General features: G+C 37.0%; 18 protein-coding genes. 8 read left to right on the top strand and 10 right to left on the bottom strand.

Annotation, left to right across the window (positions count from 1 at the left end; genetic code table 11):
* Nucleotides 1-2: 2 nt before the first annotated feature.
* The 4 genes from IW16_RS24400 to IW16_RS24385 all read right to left on the bottom strand — a co-directional run bounded on the left by IW16_RS24400 (nucleotide 3) and on the right by IW16_RS24385 (nucleotide 3868).
* Nucleotides 3-1247 carry a DUF1015 domain-containing protein gene (locus IW16_RS24400; RefSeq protein WP_034750989.1) on the bottom strand — a complete coding sequence of 415 codons (1245 nt, stop codon included), beginning with the start codon at nucleotides 1245-1247 and terminating at the stop codon, nucleotides 3-5.
* A 3-nt stretch (nucleotides 1248-1250) separates the two neighbouring features.
* Complete coding sequence (locus IW16_RS24395) at nucleotides 1251-2216, bottom strand: D-2-hydroxyacid dehydrogenase (RefSeq protein WP_034750987.1); 966 nt, start codon at nucleotides 2214-2216, stop codon at nucleotides 1251-1253.
* 116 nt (nucleotides 2217-2332) lie between these two features.
* Complete coding sequence (serC, locus tag IW16_RS24390) at nucleotides 2333-3397, bottom strand: 3-phosphoserine/phosphohydroxythreonine transaminase (RefSeq protein ID WP_034750984.1); 1065 nt, start codon at nucleotides 3395-3397, stop codon at nucleotides 2333-2335.
* Nucleotides 3398-3517: 120 nt separating this feature from the next.
* Nucleotides 3518-3868 carry a 4Fe-4S binding protein gene (locus IW16_RS24385; protein WP_034750982.1) on the bottom strand — a complete coding sequence of 117 codons (351 nt, stop codon included), beginning with the start codon at nucleotides 3866-3868 and terminating at the stop codon, nucleotides 3518-3520.
* A 59-nt stretch (nucleotides 3869-3927) separates the two neighbouring features.
* On the opposite strand from IW16_RS24385, the gene IW16_RS24380 reads away from it, so the two are divergent.
* From IW16_RS24380 to IW16_RS24370, 3 genes are read left to right on the top strand one after another with little or no spacing between them, the layout of a single operon-like run.
* Entirely contained in the window at nucleotides 3928-4962 is a 1035-nt protein-coding gene (locus IW16_RS24380) for an acyl-CoA reductase (RefSeq protein ID WP_034750979.1), read from the top strand.
* A 44-nt stretch (nucleotides 4963-5006) separates the two neighbouring features.
* A complete protein-coding gene (locus tag IW16_RS24375; protein ID WP_034750977.1) occupies nucleotides 5007-5450 on the top strand; it encodes a hypothetical protein in 444 nt (147 codons plus the stop codon).
* A gap of 27 nt (nucleotides 5451-5477) precedes the next feature.
* Nucleotides 5478-6167, top strand: a complete 690-nt coding sequence (locus IW16_RS24370) for a Bax inhibitor-1/YccA family protein (RefSeq protein ID WP_034750975.1) — start codon at nucleotides 5478-5480, stop codon at nucleotides 6165-6167.
* A gap of 448 nt (nucleotides 6168-6615) precedes the next feature.
* Here the strand turns inward: IW16_RS24370 and IW16_RS24365 are convergent, their stop codons facing one another.
* From IW16_RS24365 to IW16_RS24345, 5 genes are all read right to left on the bottom strand, one after another.
* Complete coding sequence (locus IW16_RS24365; protein ID WP_034750972.1) at nucleotides 6616-6864, bottom strand: DUF6952 family protein; 249 nt, start codon at nucleotides 6862-6864, stop codon at nucleotides 6616-6618.
* Nucleotides 6864-7172 carry a thioredoxin family protein gene (locus IW16_RS24360; protein WP_034750969.1) on the bottom strand — a complete coding sequence of 103 codons (309 nt, stop codon included), beginning with the start codon at nucleotides 7170-7172 and terminating at the stop codon, nucleotides 6864-6866. Before IW16_RS24360 ends, IW16_RS24365 begins: the two co-directional genes overlap by 1 nt.
* A 148-nt stretch (nucleotides 7173-7320) precedes the next feature.
* Nucleotides 7321-7953 (bottom strand): peroxiredoxin, encoded by a 633-nt coding sequence (locus IW16_RS24355; RefSeq protein WP_034750966.1) that lies wholly within the window; start codon nucleotides 7951-7953, stop codon nucleotides 7321-7323.
* Between the two features lie 145 nt (nucleotides 7954-8098).
* Nucleotides 8099-11038, bottom strand: a complete 2940-nt coding sequence (locus IW16_RS24350) for a M16 family metallopeptidase (RefSeq protein WP_034750964.1) — start codon at nucleotides 11036-11038, stop codon at nucleotides 8099-8101.
* Between the two features lie 30 nt (nucleotides 11039-11068).
* Entirely contained in the window at nucleotides 11069-12262 is a 1194-nt protein-coding gene (locus tag IW16_RS24345) for a pyridoxal phosphate-dependent aminotransferase (RefSeq protein WP_034751389.1), read from the bottom strand.
* A 168-nt stretch (nucleotides 12263-12430) separates the two neighbouring features.
* Between IW16_RS24345 and IW16_RS24340 the strand changes: the two genes are divergently transcribed.
* The 5 genes from IW16_RS24340 to IW16_RS24320 all read left to right on the top strand — a co-directional run bounded on the left by IW16_RS24340 (nucleotide 12431) and on the right by IW16_RS24320 (nucleotide 17698).
* Nucleotides 12431-13258: a GLPGLI family protein gene (locus tag IW16_RS24340; protein ID WP_034750962.1), complete on the top strand. Its 828-nt coding sequence runs from the start codon at nucleotides 12431-12433 to the stop codon at nucleotides 13256-13258.
* A 104-nt stretch (nucleotides 13259-13362) separates the two neighbouring features.
* Complete coding sequence (gene rsmG, locus IW16_RS24335) at nucleotides 13363-13998, top strand: 16S rRNA (guanine(527)-N(7))-methyltransferase RsmG (protein ID WP_034750960.1); 636 nt, start codon at nucleotides 13363-13365, stop codon at nucleotides 13996-13998.
* A gap of 62 nt (nucleotides 13999-14060) precedes the next feature.
* On the top strand, nucleotides 14061-14465 hold the full coding sequence (locus IW16_RS24330) for a hypothetical protein (RefSeq protein ID WP_034750958.1): 405 nt from the start codon (nucleotides 14061-14063) through the stop codon (nucleotides 14463-14465).
* 6 nt (nucleotides 14466-14471) lie between these two features.
* A complete protein-coding gene (locus IW16_RS24325; RefSeq protein WP_034750955.1) occupies nucleotides 14472-15008 on the top strand; it encodes a DUF922 domain-containing protein in 537 nt (178 codons plus the stop codon).
* The gene (locus IW16_RS24320) at nucleotides 15005-17698 is read left to right on the top strand and encodes a PD-(D/E)XK nuclease family protein (RefSeq protein WP_034750951.1); all 2694 of its coding nucleotides are present in this window, start codon (nucleotides 15005-15007) and stop codon (nucleotides 17696-17698) included. Before IW16_RS24325 ends, IW16_RS24320 begins: the two co-directional genes overlap by 4 nt.
* 62 nt (nucleotides 17699-17760) lie before the next feature.
* Here IW16_RS24320 and IW16_RS24315 read toward each other — a convergent pair whose 3' ends face one another.
* Nucleotides 17761-19704 (bottom strand): T9SS type A sorting domain-containing protein, encoded by a 1944-nt coding sequence (locus tag IW16_RS24315; protein WP_034750948.1) that lies wholly within the window; start codon nucleotides 19702-19704, stop codon nucleotides 17761-17763.
* Between the last annotated feature and the right edge of the window lie 101 nt (nucleotides 19705-19805).

The following is a 19805-nucleotide window of genomic DNA, read 5'->3' as shown; positions in this document are numbered from 1 at the left end:
TATTAAGGTTTCATATCGTACATTAACATTGCTGTAACCAATTTTGGTTCGATGAATGTACATTTCGGAGGCATGCTCAGTTTCAGGTCTGAAATTTTGATCATATCATTGAAACTCACCGGATATATTCCAAAACCTACCTTCCCTTCACCACTGTCTATTTTCTCCTTCAAAAAGTTGATCCCCTGAATATTGGAAGTTCCCTTTGCATAAGAGATCTTCTCAGAACTGTCTGAATTTTCTATTTTAAGGATATTTTTGAAAATGTATTTATCTAAAAGATGGTGGTCCAGATTATCCAGAGACATTTCTCTTGAACGGAGATCATGTTTCACATGAAGAGAATAGAATTTACCATCCAGATACATCGAAATATGAAACTTCTGAGATGGAAAATAGGAGGTTTCTCCTTTTTCATGGATCAGGAAGTACTGGTCCAGTTCTTTTAAAAACTCTTCACTGGAAAGACCGTTAAGATCGCTTAATATCCTGTTGTAATCATGGATTTTGATCGATTGGTTGGAGACGATGAAACTGTATACGAAGTTATAGGCTTCAGTACCGTTATGTCTTTTGTTTTTCTCTTTATGATATTTCGCATTCAATGCTGTAGAGCCAATTCTATGATGGCCGTCAGCAATGTAAAACGAATCGATCTGATCAATTACTTCTTTAAACTGCTGAAGTTTCAGACGGTTGTCTATTCTCCATATCTTGTGTCTGATTCCTATAGAATCGATATGATTGAAAATAGGAACATTCTTTTCTTCATGATTCATCAGAAGTTCGATCTTGGAATTCGAAGGATAGGTAAGCAGTACAGGTTCTGCCTGCAGGTTTACTTTTTCAAGGTAGTGAGCAAGCTTTTCCTTTTTCTGAGGAATGGTACTCTCATGCCTTTTAATCTTTCCGTTCCAGAAATCTTCAATGCTCGCTAATCCAAGCAAGCCTCTGAAAACCTGTTTGTTGGGGTATATTTGCTCATAAAGATAATACGCTGAGCTATCCTGAATCAGTTTTTTTTCATCCAGAAGCTCTTCAAACGTTGAACGGATTTTTCTTAAATTCCGGTCAATATCTTTAGATTTACTTACAACATAGGGTTTAATCATGTTGATGTAAGTATTTTCAACTTGAGCTTTCTCTGTAATTTCCTCCTGGGTAAAATTATCCAGCGGATGGGTAGGGAAGGTGCTCTCAAAGTCTTTATGAGGTCTTATTCCACGGAAAGGTTTAAAAACAGGCATATTTTATCTTATGGTTTCTTTTTGTAGCTTAATAATTTGTTCTGCAAGTTCTGCGCCGATTTTTTCCTGTGCATCCACTGTATTTCCACCTACATGGGGTGAAAGAGACAGCGCAGGGTTCATCAGTAAAGGAAGTTCTGGGCTAGGTTCGTTCTCAAACACGTCCAGTGCAGCTCCTGCTACTTTCTCAGATTCGATGAAATCCAGAAGAGTAACTTCATTGATTACACCTCCTCTTGCAGTATTCACGATGTAGACTCCGTCTTTCATTTTTTCAAACTGAGGCGTGTCTATGATATATTCATTTGTTTTAGAAGTATTGATGCTGATGAAGTCTGTGTCTTTCAGGAAAGCATCCATATCATTGGTGGAAGTGATCTCAAAATTAAGACTCTGCCCGTCGAAAAAGTCCAGTGAAAGAACTTTTGTCTTTGGATTCTTTGTCAATACTTTAATTTTCATTCCTAATGCTATTCCCATTTTCACTACTTCCTGTCCGATACTTCCAAATCCTATTACTCCAAGAGTTTTTCCGGAAAGTTCATACGCTTTACTGAATGACTTTTTCATAGCATCGAAGTGGGTTTCTCCCTCCAATGGCATCAGTCGGTTCGATTCGTGAAGGAATCTTGCCAATGCGAAAAAATGTCCGAAAACAAGTTCGGCTACTGATTTTGAAGATGCAGTAGGAGTGTTGATCACCTTTATTCCTTTGCTTTTAGCATAATCTACGTCAATATTGTCCATCCCGATACCACCGCGCCCGATGATCTTAAGACTGGGACAGGCATCAATTAGGTCCTGTCTTACTTTCGTTGCACTTCTTACCAAAAGAATATCTACGTTATTTTCATTAATAAAATTAATAACGTGATTCTGAGCCACTCTGTTGGACAGAACTTCAAATCCTGCCTCTGTAAGTGCCAGTTCTCCTGTTTTCGAGATTCCGTCGTTTGCTAAAACTTTCATGTGTTAGTGTCTTAATAGATCCTAGATGTAAGATGGTCAAAATCAGGTTTTAAAATCTGATATCAGGCATCTGAAATCTTTTAATCTTTTTTATTTTTTGGGCCGTCTAATATAAGTTATTTTATTGACTTCATAACATCCACCAAAACCTGTACGCTTTCGATCGGTAAGGCGTTGTATAAGCTTGCTCTGTATCCTCCAAGGCTTCTGTGTCCGTTCAGTCCACTGATCCCTGCAGCCTTCCATGCATTGTCAAATTCTTCTTTTTTGCTTTCGTCTGTTAATTTGAACGAAACATTCATCAGAGAACGGTCTTCTTTTACACAGAACGTTTCAAACAGAGGATTGTTGTCGATTTCATTATATAAAAGTTCTGCTTTGGCTTCATTTCTTTGTTCCGCGGCTGCAATTCCTCCATTCTTCTCAAGATACTGTAAGGTAAGAAGGGAAGCGTAAACAGGGAAAACCGGAGGTGTGTTGTACATGGACTCTTTTGAAATATGCTGAGAATAATCCAGTATGGACAACATATTTTCTCTTCCTGTTTTTCCAAGAATCTCTTTTTTGATAACCACCAGTGTAACGCCTGCAGGTCCCATGTTTTTCTGAGCTCCGGCATAGATAAGGTCAAATTTGGAGAAATCAAGCTGTCTTGAAAAAATGTCAGAACTCATATCACATACCATCAACGTATCTACATCCGGAAAAGATTTCATCTGAGTTCCGTAGATTGTATTGTTTGAGGTGCAGTGGAAATAATCATATTCTGAACCTACTGTATAATTTTTCGGAATGAAAGAATAGTTTTCTTCTTTTGAAGAACCTATTACATCTACTGTTCCTAATTTTTTGGCTTCTTTAACAGCACCTGCTGCCCAGGTTCCTGTATCAAGATAAGCAGCTTTACCGCCCACTTTCATCAGGTTGTAAGGAACCATAGCAAACTGAAGGCTTGCACCGCCTCCTAAATAAAGTACTTCATAATCATCACCAAGGTTCATCAGTCTTTTCACAATGGCACGCGCTTCGTCCATTACCGCTACGAAATCTTTGCTTCTATGCGAAATTTCGAGAAGAGACAATCCAATACCGTTGAAATCTAAAATAGCTTCTGCTGATTTTTCGAATACCTCCTGAGGTAAGATGCATGGTCCTGCGCTGAAGTTGTGCTTTTTGCTCATATTTTTACTTTTTTGGTTGTGCAAGGTGGTTGGGCTTGCGGTTTATTGTTGATATTTTATTAGATTCTTTTAGATCTAAAATTAAAAAAACCGCCTCATAATGGTGAGACGGAGCCTTTATTATTCACCGTGTAAGAACGCTTTTTTCTCTAGCAGCGCTTCTTCAGATTCTACGTGATCTTCATCAGGAACGCAACAGTCTACCGGGCAAACAGCTGCACACTGAGGTTCTTCGTGGAATCCTTTACATTCCGTACATTTGTCAGTTACAATGAAATATACATCATCACTCACGGGTTCCTGCGGAGAATCTGCATCCACTGTAAGTCCTGACGGCATAGTTACAGTACCTGCAAGAGCTGTACCTTCAGAAGCTTTCCAATCTACGGCCCCTTCATATATTGCATTATTTGGGCATTCCGGTTCACAGGCACCGCAATTAATGCATTCATCAGTTATTTTAATAGCCATCGCTAATTTTTTTTAAATTTGCACAAAATTACAAAATATTCCCCAATTTAAAAGTAATTATGAATATCGAAAATCAAGTTTTAGGACTTATTAAGTTAAGTGAGTATATAAAAGAGTATTTAGCAAAGAATACAGAAGATGATAATGGGACTGATACTGAGTTCGAATTATTACTCAAAAGATCTGAAATAGAGAATCCATGGTTTACCATTGATAATCAGAAATTTGCTCTTAACGAGTGGGCTAACCTGCTCACTCAGGAAAATATAAATAACTGGATCAGAAACTATTCCGTCTCTAAAATTTCAAAAAGAGTAGGATTGATTCTGGCCGGAAATATTCCTCTGGTAGGATTCCATGATGTGATATCGGTTGTCTTAAGCGGACATATCCCGTTAATTAAACTTTCTTCAAAGGATAAGCTGATGGTTCCTTTCCTTTTGAAAAAATGGAATGAGTTTTCCGGTGGGGCTGTTCAGTTTGAATTTGTTGAAAGACTGGAAAACTTTGATGCTGTGATTGCAACAGGAAGCAATAATACGGCACGATACCTTGAGTACTATTTCAAAAATCATTTAAGCATTATCAGAAAAAACAGGACTTCTGCAGCTGTTTTAAAGGGAGATGAAACTCCTGAGGAACTTCAACTGCTTGCTGAAGATATTTTCAGATATTTCGGGCTTGGATGCAGAAATGTGACGAGAGTTTTTATCCCTGAAGATTTTGTGATCGACAGGCTTTTTGAGAGCTTCGTAGGATTCCAGGATATTATCAATCATCATAAATATGCGAATAATTATGACTATAACAGAGCGGTTTACCTTCTGAATCAGGATAAATTCTGGGATAATAACTTTGTGATGATGAAAGAGGATGAAAAGCTTTTCAGTCCACTATCTGTGATCAATTTCAGCAGATATTCATCTTTGGAAGAGGTTGAAAATTTCATCGCTGAAAATGAAGAAAATATCCAGTGCATCGTTGCCAAAGAAGAGCTTGGGTTGGATTCTATTCCTTTTGGAGAAGCGCAGCACCCGTCGTTGGATACTTATGCTGATAATGTAGATACGATGAAATTTTTGGAAGTGGTCTGATTTTCGTATCTTAACTCACCAATTTTACCAAAAATCTAATAATTATGAAAAAAATATTTTTAGGACTTACAATGCTTGCTGCACAACTGATGTTTGCTCAGAAAGTAACCGGCGTAAAGGTTGAGAAAGCTCAGAAAGAAGTTCAGGTACAGCTTACTAAAGAAAAGATTAATCTGTATAATGAGAACTTTTTAAAGTTTGTCACAGCATTGAAATCTTCGGACCGTCCTGCAATTGACTTGTTACTTTCAGATAAAGTAAAAGAAATCGTTACAGACGATGTTCTGAAAAAGGTGAAAGAAGGCTTTGATGTTAACAAAAAGCTGGAGATTTTAAAAACGGGATACCATAAACTAATGGACGGATCCAGCCTGCCAAGCATTAACTATAAATACGCAGGAGATTCTTCTTCAAAAGAGGTAATTATGGCTGTATTTGAAGAGGATGGAAAAATACTTGGGGTAATGCCTGCAAAGAAGGATAAATAATTAATATTCAAATAATAAAGTATAACTATGATGACAGATGTTTTAGTGGCTCATTCCTCAGATGTGGAAAAGGCGGCTTTTTACAGAAAAACGTATTTGCACGTTGCTTTATCGATCCTGGCTTTTATCGGGGTCGAAACTATTTTACTTAAAACTGTTCCGGTGGAGGTCATTGCTATGATGGTTGGACAGAAATATTCGTGGTTGCTGATCATCGGAGTATTCTGGCTGGCTTCGATGCTGGCTTCTAAATGGTCTCTTTCTCAAAGCAGGACTACACAGTATTTCGGACTTGGTTTTTATATTATACTGGAAGCCCTGATCTTTATGCCTATGATTTTTATTGCTGCCGGAATGCAGGGAGGGGGTAATATTATTTTCCAGGCTGCGATGTTAACAGTTGCTATGTTTGCAGGACTTTCATTAGTGGCATTTACTTCTAAAAGAGATTTTTCATTCTTAAGAAATATCATCATTATCGGAGGTTTTCTTTCGATAGGAACGATTGTAGCGGGAGCTATTTTCAGCTTCAACCTTGGGCTTTGGTTCTCAGTTGGAATGGTGGTTTTGGCTTCTGCAAGTATTCTGTATGAAACCAGTAAACTTAAAAACGTATACACTACAGGACAGTATGTGGGAGCGTCTTTACAGCTTTTTGCATCGATTATGTTGCTGTTCTGGTACATTCTGAGAATCTTAATGAGCAGAAGAAGTTAATGTAAATGAAGAGTGAAAAATGATGAATTAAAAATTGAAAATTCAGATTTAATCTTTCATAAAATAATGTTCCTGATGATATTTCATCAGGATTTTTTTTAGCTTTTTAGCTTTAAGAAGAAAATATCAAACAAATAAGTATTGTTAATCTTTGATAAGTGAAGTGTGTTTTTGGAATAAGAATGATGTTTTTAATATCTCTGAATCATTCAGTCTTAATGTCTGAATCCAAAAAATCCTGATGACATTCACCGGGATTTTGATGGATTCTTTAATCCATATGAAGAGTGGCAACTGCATCAGCAATGGCATATCACAGAAGCTTTTAAGCCGTCTCTTATGATTGAAATTAAAGAATTGAGAAAATAGGTATTGAGGAAAGTCCTCAGTAATATTGTGTTTTTATAATATCTTATTTATGAAATCACCAGATGATTCAATAAGTAATTTATTTATCGATTGATCCTAAAACTTTCTGTGCAAAAGAATTAAGAGCATCTTTTTCGGTCATTCCATTCTGAACGCTGGCGTGTACTTCCAGGGCACCGCAGATATTAGTGATCAGTTCTCCAGCTACATTTAAATCTTCTTCGCTGGTACCTCTGAATTCGCAGAAGCTTTCCAGTACTTCTAATGTTTTTTCAAGATTTTCAGGGGTCTGATTCTGATAAAACTGTCTGATTACGGGTAACTTCATTATTGTAATTCGTTAAAAAGATTAATTAAACTTTCAGCCTGGTTGCTCTGAACCTGATTCACCAATTCACCGTTTTTAAAAACTGCGAAAGTAGGAAGGTTGTCAACAGTGGCTAATTTTCTGCTTTCAGGAAGCTTTTCAGCATCTACGTATAAGAAAGGAATATCCTCGTTTTCTGATGCTAATTTTTTGAATTTGGGCTTCATGATTCTGCAGTTTCCGCACCATGTTGCACCATACTGCACAACTACTTTTTCGTTGTCGTTAACTATATTTTGTAAAGTATCTTCTGTTAATTCTGTATACATAAAATTAAATTTTAAAATTAAATTTAACAATGTAGCAATTTTATCGTGTAACAGTTTAAGAATTAAAATATGAATTTTAAATTTTAAATATTGTTACATTAGTCTATTGCCAGATTATTGTAATTGCTACATTGTTATATTGTTTTAATTAGTTCTTAGCTAAGTATTCTGCGGTAGAATTTCTGTCAGCTTTCATTGCGTCTTTTCCTTCTTCCCAGTTTGCAGGACATACTTCACCATGTTTTTGAACGTGAGTGTAAGCGTCGATTAATCTTAAATATTCTTTTACGTTTCTTCCTAAAGGCATATCGTTTACAGACTCATGGAAAATTTTTCCTGTTTCGTCAATAAGGTAAGTTGCTCTGTAAGTCACGTTAGAACCTGTGAAAGTTTCTTCTCCATCTTCATTGTATTCGAAATCCTGATCTACGATTCCTAAAATGTTAGCTAATTGTCTGTGAGTATCAGCTAAAAGTGGGTAAGTTACTCCTTCGATACCTCCGTTGTCTTTCGCTGTGTTCAACCATGCAAAGTGTACTTCGTTAGTATCACAAGAAGCACCGATTACTTTAGTGTTTCTTTTTGCGAATTCACCTAAAGCATCCTGAAAAGCGTGAAGCTCTGTAGGACATACGAAAGTGAAATCTTTTGGATACCAGAACAGGATCACTTTTTGTTGGTTAGAAGTAGCTTCCTCAAGGATGTTGATTCTAAGATCATCACCCATTTCAGACATAGCATCGATTGTTACATTTGGGAATTTTTTTCCTACTAAAGACATAATTTTCTGTTTTATATTAAATTTTCTAATGCAAATATATAAATATTTCATCTATCGAACAAATGAATATCGATAAATAAAATCTATAATTGTTTTTAATGGATCTAAAGAAAAAAAGCCCTGAAATCAGAGCTTTTACTTTATTTTAATAACCAAATATTTCGGTTAAGTTGAGTTTTTTGACCTCGCCGAGTTTTTGCATATCGGCTTCATTTACTTTGTCTTGAGAAGCAACAAGGCAGTACGTGTAATTCTTGCTTTTCATCTCCTTGTCATGGAAACTGCTGATGTCAGTAAAGGAAAGCTTTGGAGCCTGTTCGTAAACATTCTTTCTGATATCGGTGTTGTTACCAAGTTTCTGAGCTTTCAGGTAAGAGAAAATAATACCGTCCTGAGTAATTCTTTCGGACGCAATAGATTTTTTCAATCCGCTTTTCGCTGTTTCAAAAAGCTGCTCAGATTTAGGAAGATTATTTAAGAGCTCGTTCATTGCTGTAGTCGACTCATTGAATTTATCTGCCTGGGTTCCTACATAAGCCATGATCATATTTTTGTCTTCTTTCTTACTTGGCAGTGCAAAATAGGAGTAAGTAGAATAGGCCAGTGCTTTAGACTCTCTGATTGTCTGGAAAACAATAGATCCCATTCCTCCTCCGAAATAGTTGTTAAAAAGGCTTACTGTAGGAGTTATGGTAGAATTGTACTGATCAGAGTTTCTTACCCAGAATACTTCTGCCTGTACCATATCGTAGTGAGCAAATAATACTTTGTTTTTATCTGTCGCTATCTGAGTGAAAGTCTTGCTCTTCGGAAGGTCTTTTAAAGTAGCGGGAAGTTTGTGAACAGGAGTAAGGGAAGCTGTCACTTCATTTCCGGATTTTGGACCATAGTAAAGGACCTTGTGCTTGAAGTTAAACAGGTCGTGAAGGATAGAAACCAGATCTTCAGCTTTTAAAGCATCAAGTTCAGCATCACTCAAAACATTATTGAATGGATTTTGTGCACCAAACTGTGCATAGCTTCTCAGTCCTGCCATGATGGTAGCCTTGTTCTGTTTGGCATTGGCTCTGGCTTTCTTTAATCTTATTTTGTATGCCTCTAAAGCAGTCTGATCTGCCTGAGAATTTTTAATCAGATCTTCAAATAAAGCGATGGTCTTGTCGAAGTTTTCATTTAATCCTTCCAGCGACACATAGGTTTCTTCATTTCCGGCGATGACATTGAAGCTCGAAGCCAGTTTGTAAAATTCTTTACTGATCGTTTCGGACGATTTGTTTTTTGTTCCAAGATACTGAAGGTATTCTGCAGCTAATGGAAGCATTTTATTATTCCATTTTCCTGAATCAAAGTGGTAATACATTCTAAACAGAGCATTATCCGTATTTTTTACAGAAAGTATATCTACCGCTCCCAGTTTATTTTTTGCAATGTCCTTATTGTAATTCAGCCATATGGGTGAAATTGCATTTTCAGGCATTTCGTCAATCTTCTTCAGAAAAGGTGACTGATCTTCTCTATTGACAGATACAGGTGTGATGGTTGGTTTATCAACTTTTACGATACTTTTATCTTCGCCTTTTCTTTTGTATACAGCTACGTAATTGTTATTCTGAAGATATTTTGCAACAAAGTCCATGATGTCCTTCTTGGTAAGCTTGGAAATTTCGTCCACATATTCCAGACTGGCTTTATGATCTATGTCTGAAGTGAACTCATCCATCAGTATGCTTGCTCTTGATGAGTATTTCTCATCTTTCTGGATGATGTTTTTCTTTTCGTTGTTGACGATGGATTGAATCAGATCGTCAGAAAACTCACCTTTTCTTAGTTTATCTATTTCCTGAAGTAAAAGATTCTTTACTTCATCCAGAGATTGTCCTTCCGTGGGTTTTCCCTGTAAAAGCAGAACAGAGTAATCCTTTAAGGCATAAGAGAAAGCTGATGCTCCAAGCAATTTCTGTTTTTTTACCAGATCAAGATCAATTAATCCTGCCTGCCCGTTGGTCAGCATATTTCCAACAAGATTTAATAACCTCGCATCTTTGGTAGAGGCCCCGGGGAATCTGAATCCCAGCATGACACTTTCGGGATTAGGTCCTGTTACTTCTTTGATTACGGGAGCAGTGATTGGCTTTTCCTGGCCGATTTTATATTCCGGAACAGCTTTCGGCTGCATATAAGAAAATGCTTTGTCGATTTTTGCAATTACTTCATCAGGATTAAAATCCCCTGACAGGATGACCCCCATATTGTTGGGTACATAGAAGTTATTGTAATAGTCTCTGATGGCATGAAGAGAAGGGTTCTTTAAATGCTCAATCGTTCCGATTGTTGTTTGCTTTCCATAGTTGTTATTAGGGAAAAGATTCGCAAACATGGTGTCGAAAACTTTATCTCCATCATCATCAAGAGATCTGTTTTTCTCTTCATATACAGCCTCAAGTTCCGTATGGAAAAGTCTCAGGACAGGTTCTCTGAATCTTTCTGCCTGTACAGCAAGGAACTTATCAATAACATTAGCCGGAATGTCTTCAGTGTATACAGTTTGCTCAAAAGAAGTGAAGGCGTTGGTTCCGTCGGCTCCCATACCTGCCATCATTTTGTCATATTCATTGGCAATGGCATATTTTGCAGCTTCTCCGGAAACCTTGTCGATCTCTTTGTAGATTTCTTTTCTTTTAGCTTCGTCCTGAGTTTTGTTGTATTTCTCATACAGCGCATCGATCTGATCCAGAAGAGGTTTTTCCTTTGACCAGTCTTTAGAGCCAAATTTGTCGGTTCCTTTGAAAAGCATGTGCTCCAGATAATGAGCAAGACCTGTATGATCTGCAGGGTCAGTCTTACTTCCTGCTTTTGTTGCGATGTACGCTTGAATTCTTGGATCTTTGCTCGTCGGACTCAGAATGACCGTCAATCCGTTTTTTAAAGTGTAGTATCTTGCGGAAGTAGGGTCATTTGTAACGTATTTATATTTGTAACCCTTAGAAGTAGCTTCTTTCCACTGGAAATCCTGCCCGTAAGCATAACCTGCAAAACTTGCGGCGGCGATGCTTGTGGCTATTGTTAGTTTTTTTAACAGATTCATTTTGATGTACTGTGTTTTGTTTTGTAATGATTAACTGAATTTCTCCAGTGTATTTTTAATTCTTCTCATTGCTTCTCTAAGGTCTTCTTCAGAAGCTGCATAAGAGAATCTAATGCATTCAGGACTTCCGAAAGAAACTCCGCCTACGCATCCTACATGAGCTTTTTCCAATAAAAACATCGCGAAATCATCAGAATCTTTAATTTCTGTGCCATCAAGAGTTTTGCCTATATAGTGGGAAATATCCGGGAAAAAGTAAAAGGCAGCTTTTGGAAGCAATACTTTAAATCCTGGAATCTCTTTCATCAGATCATATACAATATCTCTTCTTTTTTGAAAAGCGTCGATCATATATTTATATTCAGAAGGATCTGTTTTTAAAGCGGTAATGGAAGCTCTCTGTGCTACGGTATTGGCTCCGCTGGTCATTTGTCCCTGGATCTTTTCACAGGCCTTAGCGAGCCATTCCGGACAGGCAGAGTATCCTATTCTCCATCCTGTCATCGCAAAAGCCTTAGACATTCCGTTGATAACAGCGGTTTGTTCATAAATTTCAGGAAACTGTGCGATGGAAGTCGTTTTTGTTTCGTAGTTGATATACTCGTAGATTTCGTCAGAGATAACGGTTACGTGAGGATATTTAGCAATAACTTTCGCCATAGACTTAAGTTCATCGTACGTGTAATATCCACCAGATGGATTGCATGGAGAACTGAAAAGGATTGCTTTGGTTTTATCCGTAATGGATTCTTCAAGCTGTTCTGCTGTTATTTTAAAATCAGTAACATAAGAAGTGGGAAGCATTACAGAATTTCCTCCCATCATTTTTACCATTTCGTCGTAGCTTACCCAATATGGAGCAGGAAGAAGTACTTCATCGCCATCATTAATTACAGAAGCAAGAACATTTAAAATAGCTTGTTTTGCTCCGTTAGATACACAGATTTGTGTAGGTTTATAGTCTAAATTGTTGTCTCTCTTTAATTTGTAGGCTATGGCTTCACGCAGTTCAAGAAACCCCGGAACAGGAGAGTAGTGGCTGTAATTTTGATTGATGGCATCAAAAGCTGCCTGTTTAATATTATCCGGTACATCAAAATCCGGCTCGCCAAGAGTAAGACTGATCACATCAATGCCGGCGGCCTTCATTTCTCTTGCTTTGTTGGACATTACGAAAGTCTGTGAGTAACCTAATCTCTTTACTCTGTCTGAAAGTTTATCCATATGGTGTTTTTGAATTTTAACAAATATATAATTAAAAACGTTTTGCCGGGAAATAAAAGTGGTACCTGAAAAAAGATTTTTGTCAGGTTTTAATTTAATCATTAGATTTGGAAATAGTATGCTTCAGCCTGCTTCAACAGTATTTTAACAATATATCAGATCAGAAAAATGTACAGACTTTTGTTTTTATTATGGGCTTCTTTACTTTCCGCTCAGAGTTATCGTTTTGTTTACGAATATAAATTCAGACCGGATGCAGGGCAGAAAGATTCTTTGGTGACCGATTATATGAATCTGGATACAGATGGAAAAAAATCTTACTATTCCAATGCTGTAAAATATGAACGTGATTCTGCCTACAGTATTGATAAAAGTTATCCTGCGCTGTTAAAGGCAAAACATTATGACCGTAATTTGAATTATATCATTGAAAAAGATTACACAAAGAAGACTGCTTTTTTTTATGACAAATTTAAAAGTGTAAGTCTGGTGACAACAGATAATGAAGCTCCCCAGTGGAAGATTGAGAATGATTTCAGGAAGATCAATACTATGAATTGTCAGAAAGCAACAGCAGATTATAAAGGCAGAAAATGGGAAGCCTGGTTCAGCAAGGATTTTCCTGTGAACGATGGTCCGTATAAGTTCAGTGGACTTCCAGGATTGGTTGTAATGGTCAAAGATTCTGAAAATGATCATGCTTTTAATCTGATCCAGATCAAAAAAATCAATACTGTATATGCTTTTATCCCTAAAAATAATAAGCAGATGACCAATGCAGAGTACAAAAAGATCATCAAAGGGTATAGTTTTTCTCCGGCGGACGATATTGCAGGGATGAGTATAGATTCCAAGGCAGGAAAACTGGAAATGCAGTTGAAGGATGGCTATGTCGCCCAGTTTGATTACAATGCACTTAAGAAAAGCGGTGCCGGCATGGATGCGGTGATTGCCAATAAACTCAGAATGTCCGACAATCCTATTGAAAAAGAATAGAATCAGGAAAGATAGAGACTGCGGAACAGCAGTCTTTTTTTATATCCATCGAAAGTTTGAATAAAGCCAATAAAAACTTATTTTTGTAAATTATAATAATTCATATGGCAGCATCGTTACTATTAAAATACTTTCCGGATCTTACAGAGAAGCAGATCGAGCAGTTTAACCAATTGGAAAACCTGTATAATGAGTGGAATGAAAAAATCAATGTAATCTCCAGAAAGGATATGGAATCGCTGTATGAAAAGCACGTTCTGCATTCTTTAGGAATTGCAAAAATCATGGAATTCGCACCAGGTACAAAGGTTCTGGATATAGGAACCGGAGGAGGCTTTCCCGGAATACCACTGGCGATTCTTTTTCCGGAGACCCAATTTACTTTAGTAGATTCAATCGGAAAGAAAATCACGGTTGTCAAAGCTGTAGCTGAAGGAATCGGCCTGACGAATCTAACTGCAGTTCACGGAAGAGCAGAAAAGGTGAAAGAAAAATTCCATTTTGTAGTGAGCCGCGCAGTAACTCAAATGCCGGAATTCCTGAGATGGCTGAAAGGGAAATTTGAAAAAGAACAGATTAATCCCAAGCACAACGGAGTTTTATATTTAAAAGGCGGTGATCTTGCAGAAGAATTAGCAGGAATTAAATGTGAAATCTTCAACCTTAAAAACTATTTTGATGAAGAGTTTTTTGATACTAAAAAAGTGATTTATGTGTCAAAAGGGAATTTTAATTCTTAATTTTATGTAATTTAAGAATAATTTTTGCTGAATTTTTGTTAATAATCGGTAAATTAGAGGGTATGAAAAATCTTTTAAAAACAGGGTTTTCCGTATTGTTTTCAGGACTGGTTTTTGTCTCGTGTGAAGACATTGAATATCAGACCGTAGAGTCCATAGGAAGGATTAAGATCGACAGTGTGAAGATCATGAAAGATACTATGAACGTCAATACAATACAGAGCATTAAGACGTATTCTACTTATCCGTCCCAATGTGAAGGGTTTTACGGATATGATTATATTCACGACAGCAATCTGCAAAGATCAGTTACCGCTTATAAATACAGGGCAGAAGGGCCTTGCGCACTGGAAGCTCATGTAGGAACAAGCCAGATCAATTTCAGCCCGCGCCAGAAAGGATCTTACGTTTTTAAATTCTGGAATGGCGGTACAAACTGGATCTCCAGGACCATCGTAGTTGAATAATAAATAATGAAACTGATTTCACTTTTCTGTCTGCTGGCAGTGAATATCCTCTTTGCACAAAAGATAGTCTGGCAGGAGGACCGGAAGCTTGTCTGGGATAATTTTAAAAGTCCGGTAAACCGGAAAAATAATCCTGATGTAGCCGCCTATACTCATTGTGGGTGGGAATATTCCGTTGTGAAATCCAGCAATCCTAAATCCGCTGTTAAAATTGAAATTACTGCGATTTTTAATGAAGACAGATCATGGAAGGACTCTAAAAGAATGAGTGATTACATCCTTTTGCATGAGCAGAAGCATTTTGATATTGCAGAATTATTTGTCAGGAAATTCAGAAAAGAAGTGGAGGAAAAGATCAAAACTTCCGGTGATTACGACAAAAATTTTAAAGCAGTTTACCATAAGATATCAAACGATTATAAAAATTTCCAAATATCCTATGACAAAATTACAGAACATGGGATGAATAAAGAAAAGCAGGCAGAATACAATGCCCTCATTGCTGAAGAAATCGACCAACTAAAAAGTTATAAAGCCTCTTGAAATTCCTCAATAAGATTATCCGCGAACTGCTGGCCCAAAATCCGGACCTGTCGGAGTTTAACATTGTTCTGCCCGGAAAACGTCCCATCGTATTCATTCGTCAGATTTTAGAAGAAAACAATTATTCAGGATTTCTCCCTAACTTTTTTACCGTAGAAGAACTGATCGACAGGATTGCAGACAAACAGCCGGTTCAGGGGATCTCTCTTTGGCTTTTTGCCTTTGATGTTTATAGAAGTCTTAACCTTATACCGAAAGATGATTTTGCTGACTTTTTAAAGTGGTTTCCGACCCTTCAGAAAGACTGGGATGATATTCTGAAGTTCTCTGATAGTGACGAAGCTGTTTTGCAGTATATGTTTGATGAAGAGAGAATCAAAGAATGGGCGCAGGATTTGGGTGAAGATGATGATGTCCCACGTAAGAAATTTCTTAATTTCTGGCAGAATATGAATGTTTTTCTTCCTGTTTTAAAGACAAAACTGAAGGAAAAGAACTGGGCCACTTCCGGGATGATCCACGAAACAGCCAAAGCAAAGATTGTAGATTTCGCTAAAAATACTTCCGAGCATTTTGTATTTTGCGGCTTTAATGCCTTTACACCGGTGGAAGAGAAGCTGGTCAGAAGCTTACTGAAATGGAATAAGGCACAGTGTTTCTTTCAGGCAGACCGCTATTATTTTGATGACGAAAGACAGGAGGCAGGAAAATTTCTCAGAAATCACAAGACATGGAAGGAGTTTGATGATAACAGAGCTTTTCAATGGATTGAGGATGATTTTAATCAGCCTAAAAATATTAAAGTTTATGAAGTTTCGGGTAATGTAACTCAGACGAAAGTACTGCCCGAAATATTTAAGGAAATTGAAAACAAGACTTTTTCTAATACAGCAGTCGTATTGCTGGATGAAAATCTTCTTCCTGCGAGTCTTGATGTAATGTACGGTGTTGATAACCTGAATATTACTATGGGATTCCCACTAAAGAATCTTTCGTTTTCAAATGCAGTAAAGCAACTTTTTTATCTTCAGAAGCAGCTCGAGAAAAATAGATCTTCTTACTATTACAGGGATGTTTTTCCGATCCTTGAAGAACTTCCGAAATCTTCTGAAGATGAATTGATTATCAATAATTTCAGAACAAAAATAGAGGAGAGGAATATTGTTTATATCTCAAGAAAGCTTTTAGAAGAACTTCTGAGTGAACTTTCCTATTATAATCTTCTTAAAAAGGCGGACCATACAACGGTGTATCTCGATATGCTTATCAAATTCTGCCGCGACATAAAATGGCTGGAAATAGATGATATTCAGTATGAAAATGTTTCGCACTTTGAGAATGCATTCAGAATTATAAAAAACCAGCTCAGTCCTTACGATTTTGAGATCAAAATGGAAACACTGGAAATTCTGATCAACCAGCATGTGAATTCGGAGAGTATCGATTTTCAGGGAGAGCCGCTTCGGGGACTTCAAATCATGGGGCTTTTGGAAACGCGTCTTCTGAACTTCGAAAATGTGATTATGCTTTCTGTAAATGAAGGAAAGCTTCCGTTGGGGAATTCCCAGAATACCTATATTCCATTTGATATAAGAAGATATTTTGACCTTCATACGTTTCTGGAAAATGACAGCATTTATGCCTATCACTTTTACAGGCTGATTCAGGATTCAAAAAATGTTCATCTTTTATATAATGCACTTAGTTCCGGGGTTAATACCGGAGAAAAAAGCCGGTTCATTACGCAGATCGAAATGGAGAGTTCCCATGCGATAGAACATCTTATTATTGAGAATTCTTCTGAACCTATTGTATCGCAACCCATAGAAATTCCTAAGACAGAGATTGTGATGGAAAGACTTCAGAAATGGAAAGAGAGGGTGTCGGCTTCACATCTTACCAGCTATCTTTATAATCCAATAGATTTTTATCTGTCCAAGATATTAAAGACCTCTGAGACTGATGAAATAGAAGAGGAACTGTCAGTTAAAAACTACGGAAATTTAGTTCATTATTCACTTCAAGAAGTATATGAAATACTTAAAGGTAAGGTTTTAAAAGAAAAGGATTTACAGGGTTTAATTAAAGATATAGATAAATATATTAATATTGCTATTGAAAAGCTGAAACACCAGCCTGAGTTCTATGAGAAAGGGATGAATTATATCCACAGGGCCATTGCTAAAAAAGTAATTGAAAATGTTCTTAATCATGATCTGGAATTGATAAGAAGTGGTAATACACTGGAAATTTTAGACATTGAAAAGAGATTTGAAAATGTGGATTTTTATCTTGATGCTAACTATAAAATTTCTTTCCTTGGATTTATAGACAGAATAGACCGCCTGAACGGGACGTTAAGAATTATTGATTATAAGACAGCAAAAATCAAAAACCTTAGTGTAAAAATAGATGAGAATAACATCACCGATTATTTTCATAACAGTGAGAGAAAGCAGGCTCTTCAGCTTTGTATTTATCATTATGTGGTTCAGAATCTCCCTGAGTTTTGGGGGCTTCCTATTGAGACAGGGATCTGGAGTTTTGCAGAAGCTAAGAAAGGGGTGATTTCTCTGCAGTTTGATAAAGGTACTATTGATGATGCGATGATGTCTGTGAAAAATCTTATTCTTGAGATTCTTAATCCTGACCTTAGTTTTATTGAAAATATCAATTCGTATTCGAAGTAAAAATGCACTTCATTGCTGAAGTGCATTCAATTTGAAATGAAGAATATACTAGCGTGTCTGTTTTATAGTTTTACTTTTTTATTCACTGTTTTTCCGTCAGTACCAATAATCTGAACGATATAGATTCCTGATTCTAAATTTTTAGATTCAAATTCCTGCTTATTGACTTCCTGCTGAAGAATCAATGCTCCGGAGATGCTGTAAATGCTGATATTTTTAATACCATTATCTACTCTAGCGATGATCTGGCGGTTTTTTGTAAATAGGTCAACTTTGTTGGCTGATGAACGGTCCGTCTGTGTTTTTTTAAACTGAAGATTGTAGAACGGAGTAATGATTTCAAAAGTATTGTTTTGATTATCAATGTCTTTTGTATCGATGCCTCCATTTGTAGCATACTGCTCCTGAGATACTGTTTTCAGTAAGTTTTTATTTTCATCAAATATATTGACAGCAATTAATTCTTCCTGAGGGAGTTTCAGTTTTAGAACACCGTTGTTTTCAGATTGTATGATCTCATTTTCAGGAACTTCAATAGGGGTGTTTTTAATATACGGTATTAATTTCTGATCATTGTTTTCCTGCACTTTCAAAAGATAAACGCCGTCTTTTAATGTGGATAAGTTTTCCATCCCTGATTTATTTGCAGCCTTCTCCTGATTGAAATCTGTAATTCCAACCAGCTGCATGGTTCCAAGATCCGGTTTTAATTGTGAAGAATAAAGCGATTGATTTTTTGGCTGGTTATTTCCATTTTGTTTTGAAGATAATATGGCCCATTGATTGAGCAGACCTCCGCTTCGCAGGGTATTAAATTTTGCATTGGATGCAAGAGTGAAAGGTATAATTCCTCCCACATGGCCTAATGGTCCCCAATAAAATGAATCCAGTTTGTATTTATTCAGATCCCACCAGGCATAATATCCCCGTTGTACATCAATAGTTTTAGACGTGTTTTCAGGTGGAATAGCAAGATCTACCGAAGAATGTCCCAAAGTCATTGGTGTTTTGTTATACCAGTCATAAACATCTTTTGGTTTCATGCATCGTCTCAGATTATTGTTAGGATTATGGGTGACATCATTGATGAAATCCTGAGTGAAAAGTTTTCTCCAGATTACAGGGCCCCAAAGAAGACCTCCATTGTCCTGAACCACATGGTAATTATATTTATCCAGATATTCGGGTGAAATGACTTCTGAAATACTTGTATGGTAGGTTTTATAGCCTGTATTATTACAGGTATGCAGTACATTGGCCAGGAAAGAAGTGAAAGGGTAAAAGTCTTTCTCCAGAACCCCTTTATTTAAAGTAACCCCTGAAAAATCGTAAGGTCCGTCTCCCATATAAGCATATTTGAATTTTAAATTGCCGGGATTGGAAACGTTCAGTCTTTTTAAAGTTGACATGGCAGCATGTGCACCCTGAGAATAGCCTGCCAGAAAGTATTCATCGTAACGTTTTATTCCTTGCTGGGCCAGAACCTTGTTGGCAGCTGTGACAAAATCGATCGTTGCTCCGGCTTCAGTAGCGTAATCTACGTAGGGATGAACCCCATCTCCGGTTCCCATGCCTACATAATCAGGTGCCATCAGAATATATCCATTGAGTACATAAGAAAGTTCTACGACAAATCCGGCTGTTAAAGCTCCTTTAAAGTTAGAAGGCACATTATCTCTGCTGTCTGTCGTTCCATGGTCAGAAACTACGGTAGAAAGCTTGAAGTTGACATTTGGATACATCAGAAGTCCTGTAGCTTTGACAAGAACATTGTTTTCGTTTTTTGTGTAGTAAGTGATTTTGTAACCTTTAAGACCTACATTGAAGCTATTGAGATAACTGACGAAGTCCGGAGCGTTCTGTTCGCCAAGACTACTGGCAATGAAATTCACAACACCCTGCGGGGTTAGATCCAGTTTTTGTTCAACGTTTACCAGATCTCCTGCCTGTTGAGCAAAAAAGAACGGTGCTGTTAAACCTAATAAAAGCATCGAGATTTTTTTCATATCAATATTTTTTAGTGATATTAAATTAGATGTTTTTATTAAAGCGATGATAATATTAATGGATCAATAATTATTCATTGAATATAAGTTCCCTGGGAAGT

The organism is Chryseobacterium vrystaatense, from assembly GCF_000737765.1.
Taxonomy (GTDB): domain Bacteria; phylum Bacteroidota; class Bacteroidia; order Flavobacteriales; family Weeksellaceae; genus Chryseobacterium; species Chryseobacterium vrystaatense.
The sequence above is the reverse complement of the archived record's forward strand: the minus strand, read 5'-3'. Positions and strand labels throughout refer to the sequence as shown.